Origin of the sequence: Paenarthrobacter aromaticivorans (genome assembly GCF_019038615.1) — a bacterium.
Classification (GTDB): domain Bacteria; phylum Actinomycetota; class Actinomycetes; order Actinomycetales; family Micrococcaceae; genus Arthrobacter; species Arthrobacter aromaticivorans.
Window position 1 is genome coordinate 153,832 of sequence record NZ_JAHOPC010000007.1, and the last position, 17,081, is coordinate 170,912.

The following is a 17,081-nucleotide window of genomic DNA, read 5'->3' on the forward strand; positions in this document are numbered from 1 at the left end:
GAAATCGAGCACCCAGGCCGCTTCCGGCGACCTTCCGCGCGGACGGTCAGGAGTCTGAACGCAGGGCTCGACGCTGCATTTCCAACACCATCAGTTCGCGGTTCAGACGCTGGAATTCCTCGGGAAATGCGCTTGCGTCAAGACGCTGCAGCTGGCCCATCTTGTCCGCTTTAATGCGGGTGATCTGCAGTTCGAAAAGCCTCGCCAAAATGTCCCGGCAATACCGTTGCATGGCCTCCGGCGTACTGGCCGGCAAAGGAGTTACCGCCAACTCGGAAACCAAGGGCCGAAGAGGCTCCGGAACTTCCTGCCGGACGTGCTCCACCCATGCCACGGGATCAGCTGCGTGGGCCAGTCCTGTGGCACGCATGGCTGCGTGCACCGCCGCGTACGCCGGAGTAGCGAAATGGGACGCCTCAAAGCGCTCCCATGCGCCGTCGCCCAGGACTGAGGGCTCCTGGAGGACCACTTCCAGCGCTTGGCGTTCCATCCCTGCCACGGGGTCCCGAGGATCAGGACGGTTGAAGACCTGACCGCTCGACGGCGGGGCTGCCGCCGTCGAGGATTGCTCTGCAGTACCGGGCGGATTAGTGCCGGACGGAGCAGCGCCGGATGCCGCGCGCTTGGCTGCCGCCCCAACGTAACGGCTGACTTCCTCAATCGGCATGCCCAACCAGCCAGCGAGTTCGCGTATGTAGGCGGGGCGGATGGCGGAGTCGCGGATTTGTGCCACAACGGGCGCGGCTTCCCGCAGCGCCGCGACGCGGCCTTCCACTGTGTCCAGGTTGTGCCTGCGGAGCGAGGCACGGATCGCGAACTCGAAGAGCGGCTTCCTGCTCTCGATGAGTTCGCGCACTGCGGCGTCGCCCTTGAGTTGACGAAGATCACACGGATCAGCGCCGGTGGGCTCCACTGCGACGTACGTTTGCGCGACGAATCGTTGGTCTTCCTCGAAGGCGCGGAGGGCGGCCTTCTGGCCAGCGGCGTCTCCGTCGAAGGTAAAGACCACCTCTCCCCCGGTGCCGTCGTCCGAAAGCAGGCGCCGGGCAATCTTGATGTGTTCGGTGCCGAACGCCGTGCCGCAGGTTGCCACCGCCGTCGTGACTCCTGCAAGGTGGCAGGCCATGACGTCGGTGTACCCCTCAACCACTACGAGTTGCCGGTCCTTGGCGATGTTGCGCTTGGCGATATCGATCCCGTAGAGGACCTGGGACTTTTTGTAGAGAGTGGTTTCAGGAGTGTTCAGGTACTTTGGACCCTGATCGTCCTCATAGAGCTTCCGGGCGCCGAAGCCGATAGTGTCGCCGGCGATGTCCCGGATGGGCCAAATGAGCCTGCCACGGAAGCGATCGTAGATGCCCCGGTTTCCTTCGGAAAACATGCCAGTCAGTTTGAGCTCAGCATCGGTAAACCCACGCCCGCGCAGGTGCTTAAGGAGCGAATCCCAGCCCTGCGGCGCATAGCCCACGCCGAAGTGCTCGGCGGCCGCGCGGTCAAAGCCCCTGCCATCGAGGAAGTTGCGGCCCTCGGCGGCTCCGGGGGTCAGCAGTTGGGCCCGGAAGAACTCGTCGGCGATCTTATGGGCATCCAGGAGGCGCTGGCGCTTGCCCACTTCTTCGCGGCTCGGACCGGTGCCGCCATCCTCGTAACGCAACTCGTAGCCGATTCTGGCGGCCAGCTTTTCCACTGCCTCGTGGAAGGAACTGTGGTCCATTTTCTGGACGAAGGAGATGGCATCTCCGTCTTCGCCACAGCCGAAACAGTGATATCTACCCACTTGGGGGCGCACAGTGAAGGATGGTGAGCGTTCGTCGTGGAAAGGGCACAGTCCCTTGAAACTGCCCAAGCCAGCACTCTTCAGGGTGACGTAACCGTCAACGACTTCCTTGATGTCGGTGCGCTGGCGGACTTCGTCGATATCTTCACGTTTGATCAAGCCAGCCACGTGACCATCCTAGCCGCTTGGCGGTGCTACCAGAGCGACGGCAGGCTCCCCACCAGGCGCTCGTACATGGCCAGCGCTGAACCATCCGTCAGAGACGCCACTTGATCAATCACTACACGCAGCCGCGCGCCGTCGTCGGCCGCGTCACGCCAGTCAGCAGCGAACATCGGCTCGAGGTGGCGGTCGCCTGTGGCGTTCAAGACGCCAACCAAGGCGTGCAGGACTTCCCGCTGGCGTTCGTAGACGGGCTGGCGGTGGTCCGTGGAAATGACGAACGTGGTGGCCAGGCCTTTCAGGACCGCGATTTCGGTCACGGTGTCCTCGGGGACCATCAGCTCGGCGCCATAGCGGGTCAGGTTTGCCGGGCCAAAATGGTCCCTTGTGGTTTCCATGGCGCTTTGGCAGAACCGGCCGATGAGCTGGCTGGTCATGTCCTTCAGCGCAGCCATGGATTTCCGGCTGCCATCAGCCTCGCGGACCCACACTTTGGTGGCCTCAAGCCGGGCAAGGGCAGCGTCAATGTCAGCCGGATCGTTGTGCGGGAGGTACCACTGCTTGGTGTAACCCACCACGCGGGCACGGTGGTCCGGATTCTCCATCCACTTCAGTTGGAAGTGGCCTGCGACAATTGCGTCTTCGACGTCATGGACCGAATAGGAAATATCGTCCGCGAGATCCATCACCTGGGCCTCTATGCAGGAGCGGTTACCCGGAGCGCCCTCACGCAGCCATTCGAACACGGGAAGATCGTCTTCATACGCGCCAAACTTGCTGGTGCGGTGGCCATGGATGACGGGGGCGTCGACGGCGGACCACGGGTACTTGGACGCAGCATCCAGGCTGGCGCGGGTCAGGTTGAGCCCGGCGGGCCTGCCGTCCTCGGCAAGGACTTTCGGTTCCAGGCGCGTCAACAACCTCAGCGTCTGCGCGTTGCCTTCGAAGCCACCAATGGTGTGGGCCACCTCATTCAGGGCAGACTCACCGTTATGGCCGAACGGTGGGTGGCCGAGGTCATGGCTAAGGCACGCAGTATCCACGACGTCCGGATCGCAGCCCAGTGAACGGCCAAGTTCGCGGCCAACCTGCGCAACCTCTAGGCTGTGGGTCAGACGGGTGCGGACGAAATCGTCCGTATCCGGAGCAACAACCTGCGTTTTTGCGCCCAGCCGTCGCAGGGCCGAGGAATGCAGGACCCGTGCCCGGTCGCGTTCAAAATCGGAGCGGTACGTAGTCTTACGCGGTTCTTCCACCCACCGCGCAGAATCCGCTTCCGTGTAGCCCGGAATTGCCAGCACGTAGTCGTGCGGTGTTCCAGTGCGGCCCAGCATCGCTTCGGTTCCCATGGGTATCTGCCTCCTTCAAGCGCCGTAGTAGTGGTGCCTCTTGAGCCAGTCTTACACGTGTGAAGCTAGCCGCCTGACACGTCCAGCTCTGCTGCGGAGATTTCGGCACTCTGTTCCGCGTTCAGCTGACGGCTCACGAGCCAATCCTTGGGCAGCGCGGGCTTCTTCGGTGATCCGGCACGGCCGCGCGGACCCTCGGAATCGATGCCAGGATACGGCAAATCCATGTCCAGCTCTTCAAGGAGTCCGCGCAGGACCTCGAGGGTGGGAACCGTGGCCAGCTTGGCGCGAAGCTCCCCGCCAACGACGTACCCCTTGAAGTACCAGGCCATGTGCTTTCGGATTTCCCGCAGTGCCTTGTACTCATCGTTGCCGAAGGTCTCCACCATGAGCTCCGCGTGACGGTAGACGCCTTCGGCGACCTCCCGCAGGCCCGGACGGTGCCGCTGCTCGCTGCCTTCGAACGCCGCCTGCAGATCACCGAACAGCCACGGACGGCCCTGGCAACCACGGCCTACCACAACGCCGTCCACACCGGTTTCCCGGACCATACGGACAGCGTCCTCGGCGGACCAGATGTCACCGTTTCCCAGCACCGGAATGTCAGGCAGTGCCTCACGAAGGCGGGCGATGGCGGACCAGTCAGCCTGGCCGGAATAGAACTGGGCTGCGGTGCGGCCGTGAAGGGCGACGGCGGCCACTCCCGCATCGCGGGCGATCCGTCCGGCGTCGAGGTACGTCAGGTGGTCATCGTCAATCCCCTTGCGCATCTTGATGGTGAGCGGGATGCCACCCTTGGAGGCTTCCTTCACTGCGGTCTGCACGATCGACGTGAAGAGATCGATTTTCCATGGCAGCGCGGAACCGCCACCGCGGCGGGTGACCTTTGGCACCGGGCAGCCGAAGTTGAGGTCGATGTGGTCAGCCCGGTCTTCCTCGACGAGCATGCGGACTGCCGCGCCGACCGTTACGGGGTCAACACCGTAGAGCTGCACGGAACGCACTTTCTCATCCTCGTCGTGCGAGATGATGCGCAACGATTCCGGGGTCCGTTCCACCAGCGCACGTGAGGTAACCATCTCGGCCACGTACAGGCCACCACCGTATTCACGGCAGAGCCTGCGGAAGGCTGAGTTGGTGATGCCCGCCATGGGGGCAAGGATCACGGGAGTGTCCACGGTGATCCCACCGAGCTGCAAAGGCGGAAGCTCAAGCTTTGGGGCAGGGGGCGTTGCTACTACAGTCACCCATCCATTGTTGCAAATCAGGGCAAATCGACTGCTCCTGGCGCCACGGACCATGCTCCTCCGGCGTTACGGTGCGGGATTTTCTCCATCACCGCGGCGCTCCGCCTCACGCTGGGCACGGCGGCTCCCCGGGCGGGCAGGCTTGCCGACGGCGCGCGGAGACCGACCGCCGTCGAGCGTTTCTACCCGGCCGGAACCCACGACGGCGGCCGCGGCTGCGAGCGTACCGGTATCGTCCACGTCGTCCGGATTCACGGACAGAGCGGGCGCCGGGACTGCACCCTTCACGCCTGTGGCCTTGACCACCAGGACGGCTATCAGCGTGGTAACCGGGATGGCGAGCACCAGGCCGATGGAGCCCACGAGTGTCCGGATGACTTCTTCGGACAACTCCGCACTGGTCAAGGCCTCGGCAAGTGGGCGGTCGTAAAGCATCACGATGATGAGAATTGGAAGGGCGGCACCAGCGTACGCGAAGGCAATGGTGTAAACGGTGGAGGCGATGTGGTCCCGGCCAATCCGCATCGCCGAGGAGAACAGCTTCCGGGCACTGGTGTTCGGGGCCAGTTCGTAAAGTTCCCACACAGCCGAGGATTGCGTGATGGTGACATCGTTGAGGACGCCGAGGCCTGAGATGATCAGGCCGCACAGGATGATGCCGGAGATTGAAATCTTGTCCGACATGTTTATCAGCGTGGCAGCGTCATGGTCGCCGACGCCTGCAAGGTTGGCAGCATCCGTGGCCCACGCCGCCAACAACGCTGTAATGCCCAACCCGAAGATGGTACCGAGCAGGGCCGTGGAGGTCCTCGCCGAGAAACCGTGGGCGAAGTACAAGACCCCGATCATGATCACTGTGGAACCCACCAAAGCCAGCATGAGTGGAGGCTTCCCTTCCACCAGTCCCGGCAGGATGAAGCTGACCAGCACGGCATAAGCGCCAACCAGGCCAAGGAGGGCCCGGAAGCCACGCCAGCGCGCCACAGCGATCACTACTACCGCGTAGAGCACAGCCAGCAGGGCAATCGGCAGGCTGCGCACGAAATCCACAAAAACGTACGACGGCGAGCCGTTACCTTGCGATGCGCCCTGGACACCGGAGAGGTTCAGATATCTGATCGAGTCCCCCACATCCACGCCGTGGGACTTGGCGACGTCGGGGTTGATCACTACCTTGACGACTTCCCCGCCCTTGTCCGGCTGGGTGAAGGCAAAGGTGCAGTCGGATCCGCCGGACTGGCCTGCACCGGTTTGACCCGTGTCAGTCTGGCCAGTATCTGTTTGTCCTTGCGTGGATTGTCCGGTTTGTGTGCAGCTTTCCTGCACCACGCTCTGGATCTTTCCGGTATCGAACGTCACGCCAGGGGCAGCCTGGTAGGGACTCGCAAAGGAGATTCCGTCCCGGCTGCCCGAGGGCCACATGACCATCATGGCGATGACAGTGAGCACTCCAAGTGGAACCAGCACCGCAGCCAGGAGCCAGTTGGCGCGCTTCCGGGATGCAATCGCCTGCGGAGTTGGCTCGGAACTTTCAGAATGACCGTGGGAGTGTCCGTGACCCATCAGCTGCAAAACCTCATGGCTTCAAGCCTAGCCGGATCACCCGCAAGAGCTGCCGCGTACGCACGCGTCCACGCAATGTTGGCTCCGTTATCGGTTGGTTCCATCCACCGTGCTTCGCCTTAAAGCGAGGATCCCGCCCTGCCCATCGGCGATGGGCAAAGCGGGATCCGGACCTGCAGATACGTGGTCAGTCGCTCACGATCAGCGTGTCAGCGCCACGAACGTGGGCCTTGCCCGACTCCAGCAAGGGCGCCAGGACGCTGCGCAGTGCCGTCATGGATTCGTCCACTTCCAACAGCACGGGGTGCTGGTACGCAATAAGGGCCAGAAGATCCCGGACGGCAGACTCTGCGTCGTCGGCGGACAGCTTCGGATCGTGACCCAGGAAGACATCCGAGGGCTCCTCGGAGTTGCCCTGGGCGTAGCTGATGGCGAAGGCCTGGATCTTGCCTTTTCGGCTGGCCGGCACTCCCTCGCCAAAGGCACTTGCCTTCGGTGCACGAAGCACAATGGCCCCGTGCGCCCCCGTGAGATCGTGAAGGAAGAGCCGCTGCACAGTAGCAACGCTGAGCTCACCCGGGCTGTCCCAGTGATGGACGGCTGAGTAGTAGCTGCCCACTACTTCGCTGAGTTCCACGGATCCGGTGGCCAGGTCCTCCACCCGTTCAGAGGCAGCTTCTTCAGAACCATCGCCGAACCGCGGCAGCTTCAGCGGCTCAGGCTCCACCACAACCAACTGTGAACGCTGGATGGGTCCAAGACCTGCAGCCTCGGCGAAAGCGGCCCCGGGCGTGCCCGGCTCAACTTTGGTGCGGAGCTTGGAAACGCCCGACGGCGAGTTCCCGGCTTCGCGGCGCAGCATGGTCAGCAGGGTGGCTCCGACGCCGTTCCTGCGATGGTCCTTGGCAACCTCGATATAGGCCCACAGACGTTCAGGGTGCAGCGAAGCCTCGTGGACCACGCCGGCGGCAACGGGGATGCGAACGCCGTCAACGACATCCTCGGCAACGATGCAGCGACGCCAAGGCTGGTTGCTCGACGGCGCCAAAGCAGCACGGAACTGTTCTGCAGGCAGGGTCTCCGGCCCGCCCCAGATTTCCAGGAGGGCGAGGTCGTCGCCTTCCTTCCACTCGCGGTATTCCAAAGCCACGGTTAGGCGCCGATCAGACGTGCTGCCAGATAAGCCTCAACCTTGTCCAGGGACACGCGTTCCTGGCTCATGGTGTCGCGCTCACGGATGGTCACGGCCTGGTCTTCGAGGGTATCGAAGTCCACCGTGATGCAGAACGGAGTTCCGATCTCATCCTGGCGACGGTAACGGCGGCCGATGGCGCCGGCGTCGTCGAAGTCGATGTTCCAGTTCTTGCGCAATTGGGTGCCCAGCGCCTTTGCCTTCGGAGACAGGTCCTCGTTGCGGCTCAGGGGCAGGACGGCTGCCTTGACCGGCGCAAGCCGCGGATCCAGCTTCAGGACCGTACGGACGTCGACGCCGCCCTTGGCGTTGGGAGCCTCGTCTTCGGTGTAGGCGTCAATCAGGAAGGCCATGAAGGAACGTGTCAGGCCCGCCGCGGGCTCGATCACGTAGGGGGTGTAGCGCTCGTTGGTGGCCTGGTTGAAGTAGCTCAGGTCCGTACCGGAGGCCTTGGCATGCGTGGAGAGGTCGAAGTCCGTACGGTTGGCGATGCCCTCGAGTTCGCCCCACTCGGAGCCTTGGAAGCCGAAGCGGTACTCGATGTCCGTGGTGCCCTTGGAGTAGTGGCTCAGCTTCTCAAGCGGGTGCTCGAAGAAGCGGAGGTTTTCTTCGCGGATGCCCAAGCTGGTGTACCAGGACATGCGCTCCTTCATCCAGTACTGGTGCCATTCCTCATCCGTGCCGGGCTCGACGAAGAATTCCATCTCCATTTGTTCGAACTCGCGGGTACGGAAGATGAAGTTGCCCGGCGTGATCTCGTTGCGGAAGGACTTTCCGATCTGGCCAATGCCGAACGGCGGCTTCTTCCGGGAGGTGGTGAGGACGTTGTTGAAGTTCACGAAGATGCCCTGGGCCGTTTCCGGGCGCAGGTAGTGCATGCCTTCATCGTTGGCCACCGGGCCAAGGAAGGTCTTCAGGAGGCCGGAGAACTCCTGCGGCTCGGTCCACTGGCCGCGGGTGCCGCAGTTGGCGCAGGCAATATCCTTCAATCCGTTCTCGGCGGGACGGCCCTTCTTTTCCTCGTACTCTTCCTCGAGGTGGTCAGCACGGTAGCGCTTGTGGCAGGAAAGGCATTCCACCAGGGGGTCAGAGAACACCTCTACGTGGCCGGAGGCTTCCCAAACCTGGCGGGGAAGAATGACTGAGGAGTCCAAGCCTACGACGTCTTCGCGGCCGCGCACCATGCTCTGCCACCACTGGCGCTTGATGTTTTCCTTCAGTTCCGCACCAAGGGGTCCGTAATCCCACGCCGAACGCGAGCCACCATAGATTTCACCGGCCTGGAAGACAAAGCCCCTCCGCTTGGAGAGGGAAATGACCTGGTCAAGGACGGATTTTGCTGCCATGGGTACTCCATTTGTTCTACAGGGCCGCTGGGTGCGGTCCGCGGTGGTTTGGCCCCGGACTCCGGACGTGGTTGTCCGGCGGGGTGCTGGGGATGTGATGCTGTTGGTTACTTGGTTCTACTGCGTCAACTACTGCGTTCTACTTACCCTACCGGCCTTTGGCACCTGCCTTCGTGCGAAGGATCCCTTTGGCCAGGGAAGGCTGGCCACGACGATCGCCGCGAGGGTCAAGAGCGTGCCCAGCACCGTGGGCAAGGCGATCACCGTCCCGGCAGTGGGGATCACGACGTCGAGCACCAGCGAGCCCACCAGCTGCCCGGCAATCATGCCAAGACCGGTAATCAGCACACCAAGGCTCCGCACCAGGAGGGCTGCCAGGCCGATGGCGATGCATCCCAACGGTCCGGCGACGTAATACCACCACTCGGAGGGAAGGGGATTCCCGGAGCCAGCTACGGCAAGCTTGATCAGCAAGGCCACCCAGAGGACGGCGGAACCGGCCAGGAAATTAACGAGCGTGGCCGCGATGGGGGTGCCGTAGTGGACGGTGGCGGTCCCGTTCATGGCCTGTTGGAAGCTCATGAGGAAACCCGCCACCAGAGGCAGGATGACCGGCAGCACCAAAGCCCCGACGTCGTCCGTTCCCCCAAAGCGCGGGGACACGGCCCAGGCGACCGCGGCCACGGTGAGCACGCTTCCCACGACCCGCACGGCGGTGATGGAGCGTTTGCCGCCGGGAGCGATGCCCATCCGATCCACCAGCAGGCCGCTGAGGGTCTGTCCGGTGACGGTGGCGACGGTGAACAGCGCGACGCCCAGCAGGCCGACCGTGAAGGACTGCGCAATGACGAAAAGGGCGCCAACAGCTCCGGCCATGACGTAGAAGGGCGGGAAGCTGCGGTTGCGGACCGCCGGAAGGATGCTCTGCAGCCCCGACCTGCCTTTGGGCGTAAGAACCGATATCGCCGCGATCACCAACAGGCCTGTGGTGAAGCTCACCACAGAAGCGGCAATGCCGTCCTCCAGCTTGATGGCGAGCGCCCCGTTGATGCGTCCTTGGAGCGGCAGGACCAGGCCTGTGACCAAGGCAAGCGGGAGCCCGAGGGCAAGCGGAATGGTGGGACGGTGGGAAGGATTCGGCACCGTCACCACACTACTTCAGGCATCATTGCTCTATGAGCAACCCGGAAATCGAAGAGATCCCCATCCGCGACGACATGATCCGCCTCGGCCAGCTGCTGAAGCTCGCCAACCTCGTGGAGGACGGCGTTGAAGCAACGGAGCTCATCAAGAACGGCTTGGTCAAGGTCAACGACGAAATCGAAGACCGCCGCGGCCGCCAGCTGCACGCCGGAGATACCGTTACCGTCAACGGCCAGACTGTCCGGATCACCACCGCCTGAAACAACGCGGGGTCACTTAGGGCCCATGGTGAGGCCATTTATGGGCCGTAAGTGACCCCGCGTTGCTTTAAGACGCTAGGACTTTGTGCGTCAGGAATTCGCCTACATGGCCGATTTCCTGCTGATTAATGCCATGCCACATGCCCGTGTAGAGCACCTTGGTGAGGTCCACGTGCTTGCGCACCCATCCCATGGTGTATTCGATCTTGTCCGGAGTGATGACGGGGTCCTGCTGGTCGCGGCCCCAGAACATCGGCAAGGTGCCGTCCAGTTCGGCATCGCGGAAGGCGGGGTCGTCGCCCGCGTCCACCACAAAACCCGAAAGCCCGACGACGGCAGCGAAGTCCGTGGGACGGTACCGGAGCATGGTGGTCGCCATGGCCATGCCCATGGAGAAGCCGAGAAGCGTCACTGAAGAATGATTGGCTCTGACCGTATCCAACCATTCAAGGGCATACTCCGCGGCAAGCTTTACTGCTTCCAGCGAGTAATCGATTGACGCGGTGAGCGGGAACCAGGTGAAGCCGGGGCCCATGGGCATCGGCGCGCGCAGGGAAGCCACCACAAAGCCCTCGGGAAGCAGGCCGGCGAGGCTGAAGAGATCGTCCTCATTGGAGCCGTAGCCATGCAGCAGCACCAGAAGCGGTTTGCCCTCCCGTTCAGCTTCGTCATGGGACCACAGGACAACGGGCGTGGGGAATGCAACGGCTTCAGTCATGGGTCTATTCTTGCAGTTACTGATGGGTAACAACCTACGGTGGCGTAGGTTCGCAGGTTCGCAGGTTCAAGGCAGGATGGAAAGCGTGAGTGACGTCAATTCATTGGTGAAGCCGGGCGAACCGGTTCAAACACACCCTTGGAGCCGTTACGTGGCACTGGGGGATTCGTTTACGGAAGGTATCGGTGATCCCGAGCCGCAGAACCCCGGCGGCTTCCGCGGATGGGCTGACCGTGTAGCGGAAGAACTGGGCCGCGGTCATGAGGATTTCGCTTACGCCAATCTTGCTATCCGTGGGCGGCTGCTGCAGCAGATCGTGGATGAACAAATTGCTCCTTGCCTGGAACTCCAGCCGGACCTTGTCTCGATTTCGGCTGGCGGCAACGACCTCATCCGGCCCGGTGGCGACCCGGACCTGTTGGCGGAGAAGCTGGACGCCGCAGTCCAGGAACTGGGCTCCGGTGGTGCCACTGTGGTGTTGTTCAACGGACCGGACACTGCGTCTTCGGTGTTGGGCCGCATCCGTGGCAAGGTGGCCATTTACAACGAAAACCTTAGGACTGTGGCTGCACGGCACGACGCAATCATCGCGGATATGTGGTCCCTGAGGCAGTTGGCCGATCCCCGGATGTGGGACGAAGACCGCCTGCACTTCTCACCGCTGGGACACCACACCATCGCGATGATGGTGCTGGAAGCCCTGAACGTCCAGCACACCCTCGAACCCTTGGTGCCGAAGCCCCTGCCGGTCCGCACATGGCGTGAGGCCCGTTCCTCAGATCTGGTGTGGGCCCGTGAGTACTTTGTTCCCTGGGTTATCCGCAGGTTGCGGCATCGATCCTCCGGCGACGGTATTACCCCCAAACGCCCGACGCCGGGACCGGTCTTTGGTCCCAACGGCACCATGCTGCCGCGTGGTTAGGGTGAGGGGCGCTTGCAGTGTTGACGCGCGGAAGGAGCTCCGCGATGCACGCTGACATTTCGCTGGCACCGGACGATGTTGTGGGCCTGCGACTTCGGCGACAGCAGTTGCGGGCTCCCTACGGCGAAACCATTGATGACGTGCTGCGAAACCTCCTCGCGGTGCAGTCGCAGGAATTTCCCTACGCCAGATGGAGCCTTGCCCAGAGGACGCTAGGGAGCACTGCCCGGCGGGCGCTAGGGAACACTGCCGATGATGTTGAGCAGGCGGTGGCTGACGGCCGGATCCTCCGGACGCATATCCTGCGGCCGACGTGGCATTTTGTGCACCGCGACGATCTCGGCTGGTTGATGGGGTTGTCTGCGGAGCGCCTTCATCAAGGCAACAAGGGCATGTACAGGCAGACGGGAGTTGATGAGCACGCCGCCGCCCGCAGCGGGCACATCCTTGCCGAGGCGGTGGCCGGTGGAGCCCACAAAACGCGCGAAGAATTAGCCGGGGTACTGGAACAGGCAGGCTTTCCTGGCAAAGGCCTTGGCTTCGTTTACCACCTCATGCACGCGGAGATCAGCAAAATCCTGGTGAGCGGCGCCCCGGTCCGTTCTGCAGGGGGTGCACTGAAACAGACGTACGCCTTGTTCGACGAACGTGTGCCCGATAATGGCAGCGCATCGTTGACGGGCGACGACCGGGAATGGGCTTTGGGCCAGCTGGCCCTGCGGTACTTCACCAGCCGGGGTCCTGCCACCATCAAGGACTGTGCCGCGTGGTCGGGACTGACCATGAAAGATGTACGGCTTGGCTTACAGATAGCTGAAGAGTCCATGCCTGGCGCCTTGGCGACTGTGGCAATTGACGGCCTGGATTTCTACTTGCCAGCCGAAGACGTGGAAGCACTTGCAGTGACTCCCCCGCCAACTGATGATGGGCCGCTCCTCCCCCGCGCCGATCTCATCCAGTGCTACGACGAGTACGTGATGGGCTATTCCCAATCGAGGCATTACCTCGGTGGAAGGGCGCCCTATTTCCCGGAGGGTGATGCTCCCATTCACGTGGTGTTGCTGGATGGCAGGTTGGCCGGATGGTGGCGCCACGGCTTCTCCGGCGGGATCTGCGAACTCGACATCAGGATGAACAGGCCGGTCACAACAGCCGAACAACAAGCCCTGGATGCAGAAGTGGAACGCTACGGGAGGTTCCTGGGCATGGAGACAAAGCGGGTGTGAACCGCGGGACTAAGCTGGGTTAAGACCTAGGAGGCCTGCACCGTGAACAATCTGATCTTCTGGATCATCGTCTGCTCGTGGCTGATTCCCATGGGGATCCGCCTTTACAACCGGTCCCGGGCCCGCCGGCTTCAGGACCGTAATTTCCCGGGCCCAAACTATCCGGGCCCCGGCTATCCTCCGCAGAATCTTCCCGGACCGGGTTACCCGCAGCAGAATTATCCGGCACCGCCATATCCCACCCAGAACTACCCGGGCTATCCCGGGGAACCCACCACCATCCGCCCTGCCGATGCCCCACCGCCGCCAGGACCGGCGTCGAACGCTTCTTCACCTACGTTTCCGAGCCACAGCGGCTCTGAGCAGCAAGGATTCCGCGCGCGAAAGCTCGCCGAACTGGACCTCAAGTTCAGCAACGGCGAGATCGCGATGGAGGACTACATGAAGCAGCGCGGCGACATCATGAACGGATGAGCCGGCTTAGGCGAAGAAAGCCTCGCGTAGTTGGGCTGACAGCTGCCCGATTTCGGTGAGGAAGCCATCGTGTCCGATGGGGGCTTCGATCACGTGGACGGGCACATTGCCTGGCAGATTTTGCGCCAGTTCCAATGACTGGGCCGGAAAATAAAGGCGGTCGGAGTCGACGGCTGCCACAAAGAATTCAGCAGTGGCGGTGGCCAAGGCTTCCTGCAAGGTGCCCCGGCCCCGGCTGATGTCGTGGGACATGAGTGCCTCGGTGATGGCGATGTAACTGTTCGCATCGAACCGGCGCACCAGCTTGGTGCCTTGGTGGTCGAGGTAACTTTCCACCTGGTAGCGGCCACGCTCCCCGAGGACCGGAGCGGCCAGGGGCGTCTCTTGGTGCTGGGCTTCCCGGCCGAAACGGAAATCAAGCTCCAGCGCTGACCGGTACGTGATGTGCGCTATGCGTCGGGCCAAGGCAAGGCCCGCCTCCGGTGTTGGGCCGCCGTAGTAATCGCCGTTGTTGAAGTTCGGGTCCTGGCGGATGGCGAGCGTCTGCGACTGGGCGAACGCGATTTGCTCGGCCGTGCTGTAGGCGCCGACAGAAATAACCGCGCACCGCTGAACACGCTCAGGGAAGGTCACCGCCCATTCAAGTGCCCGCGCCCCGCCCATGGAACCGCCAAGGACGGCGTGCCATGCCTTGATCCCCAACGCATCCGCGAGGCGGGCTTCGGCCACCGTGCTGTCGCGCAAAGTGATCAGCGGGAAGCGGGATCCCCAAGGCCGCCCGTCTGGCGCCTCGGACGACGGGCCTGTACTGCCGTAACAGCCGCCCACGATGTTGATGGAGATGACGAAGAACCGGTTGGTGTCGATCGTCGCACCGGGGCCAACGAGTTGCTCCCACCAGCCTTCCTCATCGGTGGCACCGCGGGCCACGTGCGTGCTTCCCGTCAGTGCGTGCTGAACCAGGACGGCGTTGGACGCATCCTCGTTCAACTGACCCCAGGTCTCGTAGGCAAGCACAACGTCCGGGAGAAAACCGCCGGCTTCAAGTTCCAGCGAACCTACGCCGGCGTACTTGACCGTCCCATCTTCTTTGCCTGGTTTTGGGGGTGCTGTAGCAGTAATGGTCATTCCTTTGACACCTAACCTCGCGCTTGCCTGCCGCCTTGCGTGCGACAGGCCAGGTCTTCACCCGGGGCACCCCACCGCGGAGGAGGGTTGCCGGCCAGCAAGCCGGGGCTGTCACTGGCACTCATGACCTAATACGTAGAGTCTAGGAAAAATACCGCTGTTTTGGCGAAGAATGTGACAGCTGTGTGACGGTTTGGGGCCGCTTCGTTCAGGAACACGCACTGCGGAGGGCCGCCCGGCGAATTTTCGTCGACAGGCGGCCACGCCGCGCAGGCGTTGTCTTAACGGCTCAAACGCGAGGTTCAGCTGCCGTAATCGGACTCCCCCTAAGCGCCTTTGGCAGCCCGGAAACCGGCCTCCAGGTCAGCAATGATGTCGTCCACATGCTCTATTCCCACGGACAGGCGGACAAGGCCTGGATTCACGCCCGCAACCAACTGCTGTTCGGCCGTGAGCTGGCTGTGGGTAGTCGACGCCGGGTGGATAACCAGCGAGCGGACGTCACCAATGTTGGCAACATGGGAGTGCAACTCCAGGCCATCGACGAATCGCTTACCGGCCTCGACGCCACCCTTGATGTTGAATGCCACCACTGCACCGGTACCCCTGGGCCCGTACTTGCGGCCACGGTCGTACCAAGGGCTGGACGGCAGGCCCGCGAAGGCGACTGACTCGACGTCGTCATGGGCTTCCAACCACTCAGCTACTTTGGTGGCGTTCGAGACGTGGCGCTCGACCCGCAGGCTCAGGGTTTCCAGCCCCTGGGCGATGAGGAAGGCGTTGAACGGGGAAACCGCCGAACCCAGATCACGCAGCAACTGCACACGTGCCTTGAGAATGTAGGAGAGGTTGGCTCCAAGCGCGCCGTCCTTGCCAAGGTCACGGGCGTAAACGAGTCCGTTGTAGCTGGGGTCGGGAGTATTGAATCCAGGGAAGCGCTCCGGGTCCTTGCCGAAGTCAAAGTTTCCGGAGTCCACGATCACGCCGGCGATCGCTGCGCCGTGGCCGCCCAGATACTTGGTAGCCGAGTGCACCACGATGTCCGCACCCCACTCGATGGGACGGATGAGGTAGGGGGTGGCGAGCGTGTTATCCACGATGAGCGGCACACCAGCCTCATGCGCGGTGCGCGAAATACCCTCGATGTCCAGCACGTCTTGGCGCGGATTGGACACCACCTCGCCGAAGAACAGCTTGGTGTTGGGCTGCACGGCGTCCCGCCACTGGTCCAGGTTGTCCGGATCCTCCACGAACGTCACGGAGATGCCGAACTTCTTCAGCGTGTGCGCCAGCAGGTTGTAGGTGCCGCCATAAAGGCTGGGACTGGCGACGACGTGGTCTCCGGCCTCGGCAATGTTCAGGATGGCGAAGGTTTCCGCGGCCTGTCCTGAGCTAAGGAGCAACGCGCCCAGCCCGCCTTCGAGGCTGGCGATCCGTTGCTCCACGGCATCCTGTGTTGGGTTGCCGATACGAGTGTAGATCGGGGCGAGCTCGGCCAGTGCAAAGCGGTTGGCTGCGCTCTCTGCGCTCGGGAAAACGAAGGACGTGGTCTGGTAGATCGGAAGCGACCGCGCTCCCGTGGCAGAGTCAGGCTCCTGGCCTGCGTGGATCTGGCGGGTTTCGAAAGACCATCCTTGGGACATTGAATTCTCCTCTTAGTGGCGCGCGGATTTGCCGTTGATCGCTGTAGGCGTGGGCTGGGGCCAGTCTAGGAAGCGCCCGGGGACTTGGACAGTTTTGTGACGAAGACAGTATTTTTCAGTCTTTACGCGACCCGGCGTGACGCGTTCCGGTAGCGCGGAATAACGTCCCATGTTAGTTAGGCTCGCCTTAGCTGAGACCCCGATCACAAAGTGCCAAGATGAAGCCATGCGCATGGATCACGTCTCTTACGCTTGTGAACGAGATGGCCTTTTGGCCACTACCGAACGAATTTCCGCAGCTCTGGGAGTGGACGCAGTCCGGGGCGGAGTGCACCCGCGCTTCGGCACCCGGAACATGATCATTCCCTTGGCGGATAACAAATACCTGGAAGTCGTAGAGGTCCTGGACCACCCTGCTTCTGACAAGGCACCCTTTGGCCAGGCAGTCCGCGCACGCTCGGCGGCTGGCGGCGGTTGGATGGGCTGGTGCGTCGCCGTTGACGACCTCGCCCCCTTCGAGGAACGCCTCGGCCGCTCCGCTGTTCCGGGCAACCGCAAGTTCCCGGATGGCCGCGAACTCGTGTGGCAGCAGATCGGCATTCTCGGCTTGATCGCCGATCCCCAGGTGCCGTACCTGCTCAAGTGGGAGGGCGATCCCTCACTGCACCCGTCCAAGGTCTACGAGAGTGACGTCAAGATGTCCAGCCTCACGATTGCGGGCTCGGCGGAACGCGTTACCGAATGGCTGGGCGAACCCGTGGAGAAGCCGCTCGAGGACGTCGCTGTCCAGTGGATGGCCCCGCACGGTACGCCTGGCATCATGTCCGTCACTTTCGAAACCGCATCCGGCGCCGTCACCATCTGACGCACGCCTTCAAGCTTCGGCCGCCATCAGCGGGTGCCAACGACGTCACCCACCGATGGCGGCCGA

The 17,081-nt window shown here is 62.8% G+C and carries 15 protein-coding genes and 1 riboswitch; of the genes, 5 read left to right on the plus strand and 10 right to left on the minus strand.

Translation table 11 applies throughout. From position 1 onward, the window contains the following. Positions 1 to 46: 46 nt before the first annotated feature. From dnaG to KSW38_RS13095, 7 genes are all read right to left on the minus strand, one after another. Entirely contained in the window at positions 47 to 1,945 is a 1,899-nt protein-coding gene (gene dnaG, locus KSW38_RS13065) for a DNA primase (protein WP_216925350.1), read from the minus strand. A gap of 26 nt (positions 1,946 to 1,971) precedes the next feature. Then, entirely contained in the window at positions 1,972 to 3,288 is a 1,317-nt protein-coding gene (locus KSW38_RS13070; protein WP_216925351.1) for a deoxyguanosinetriphosphate triphosphohydrolase, read from the minus strand. A gap of 65 nt (positions 3,289 to 3,353) precedes the next feature. After that, complete coding sequence (dusB, locus tag KSW38_RS13075) at positions 3,354 to 4,535, minus strand: tRNA dihydrouridine synthase DusB (protein ID WP_216925352.1); 1,182 nt, start codon at positions 4,533 to 4,535, stop codon at positions 3,354 to 3,356. A gap of 66 nt (positions 4,536 to 4,601) precedes the next feature. Further along, positions 4,602 to 6,098, minus strand: coding sequence for a YibE/F family protein (locus KSW38_RS13080; protein ID WP_216925353.1), 1,497 nt, complete (start codon positions 6,096 to 6,098; stop codon positions 4,602 to 4,604). Positions 6,099 to 6,285: 187 nt separating this feature from the next. Continuing rightward, positions 6,286 to 7,248, minus strand: a complete 963-nt coding sequence (locus tag KSW38_RS13085; RefSeq protein ID WP_216925354.1) for a GNAT family N-acetyltransferase — start codon at positions 7,246 to 7,248, stop codon at positions 6,286 to 6,288. A 2-nt stretch (positions 7,249 to 7,250) separates the two neighbouring features. After that, positions 7,251 to 8,636, minus strand: coding sequence for a glycine--tRNA ligase (locus KSW38_RS13090; protein ID WP_216925355.1), 1,386 nt, complete (start codon positions 8,634 to 8,636; stop codon positions 7,251 to 7,253). A gap of 129 nt (positions 8,637 to 8,765) precedes the next feature. Continuing rightward, a complete protein-coding gene (locus KSW38_RS13095) occupies positions 8,766 to 9,788 on the minus strand; it encodes a DMT family transporter (protein ID WP_216925356.1) in 1,023 nt (340 codons plus the stop codon). A gap of 23 nt (positions 9,789 to 9,811) precedes the next feature. On the opposite strand from KSW38_RS13095, the gene KSW38_RS13100 reads away from it, so the two are divergent. Next, a complete protein-coding gene (locus KSW38_RS13100; protein WP_216925357.1) occupies positions 9,812 to 10,039 on the plus strand; it encodes an RNA-binding S4 domain-containing protein in 228 nt (75 codons plus the stop codon). Between the two features lie 67 nt (positions 10,040 to 10,106). Here KSW38_RS13100 and KSW38_RS13105 read toward each other — a convergent pair whose 3' ends face one another. Beyond that, positions 10,107 to 10,757: an alpha/beta hydrolase gene (locus tag KSW38_RS13105; RefSeq protein WP_216925358.1), complete on the minus strand. Its 651-nt coding sequence runs from the start codon at positions 10,755 to 10,757 to the stop codon at positions 10,107 to 10,109. 76 nt (positions 10,758 to 10,833) lie between these two features. Between KSW38_RS13105 and KSW38_RS13110 the strand changes: the two genes are divergently transcribed. The 3 genes from KSW38_RS13110 to KSW38_RS13120 are packed head-to-tail and all read left to right on the plus strand — an operon-like array spanning position 10,834 to position 13,379. Then, positions 10,834 to 11,679 (plus strand): SGNH/GDSL hydrolase family protein, encoded by an 846-nt coding sequence (locus tag KSW38_RS13110; RefSeq protein WP_216925359.1) that lies wholly within the window; start codon positions 10,834 to 10,836, stop codon positions 11,677 to 11,679. Between the two features lie 44 nt (positions 11,680 to 11,723). Beyond that, on the plus strand, positions 11,724 to 12,905 hold the full coding sequence (locus tag KSW38_RS13115; protein WP_216925360.1) for a winged helix DNA-binding domain-containing protein: 1,182 nt from the start codon (positions 11,724 to 11,726) through the stop codon (positions 12,903 to 12,905). Between the two features lie 42 nt (positions 12,906 to 12,947). Then, positions 12,948 to 13,379, plus strand: coding sequence for a hypothetical protein (locus KSW38_RS13120; RefSeq protein WP_216925361.1), 432 nt, complete (start codon positions 12,948 to 12,950; stop codon positions 13,377 to 13,379). 6 nt (positions 13,380 to 13,385) lie between these two features. On the opposite strand, the gene metX is transcribed toward KSW38_RS13120, so the two are convergent. Both metX and KSW38_RS13130 read right to left on the minus strand, forming a co-directional pair. Next, on the minus strand, positions 13,386 to 14,507 hold the full coding sequence (gene metX / locus KSW38_RS13125; RefSeq protein ID WP_216925362.1) for a homoserine O-acetyltransferase MetX: 1,122 nt from the start codon (positions 14,505 to 14,507) through the stop codon (positions 13,386 to 13,388). A 14-nt stretch (positions 14,508 to 14,521) separates the two neighbouring features. Then, a riboswitch (SAM riboswitch) is annotated at positions 14,522 to 14,636 on the minus strand. 197 nt (positions 14,637 to 14,833) lie between these two features. After that, entirely contained in the window at positions 14,834 to 16,150 is a 1,317-nt protein-coding gene (locus tag KSW38_RS13130) for a bifunctional o-acetylhomoserine/o-acetylserine sulfhydrylase (RefSeq protein ID WP_216925363.1), read from the minus strand. Between the two features lie 226 nt (positions 16,151 to 16,376). On the opposite strand from KSW38_RS13130, the gene KSW38_RS13135 reads away from it, so the two are divergent. Next, positions 16,377 to 17,015, plus strand: coding sequence for a VOC family protein (locus tag KSW38_RS13135; protein WP_216925364.1), 639 nt, complete (start codon positions 16,377 to 16,379; stop codon positions 17,013 to 17,015). The last annotated feature ends 66 nt before the right edge of the window (positions 17,016 to 17,081 follow it).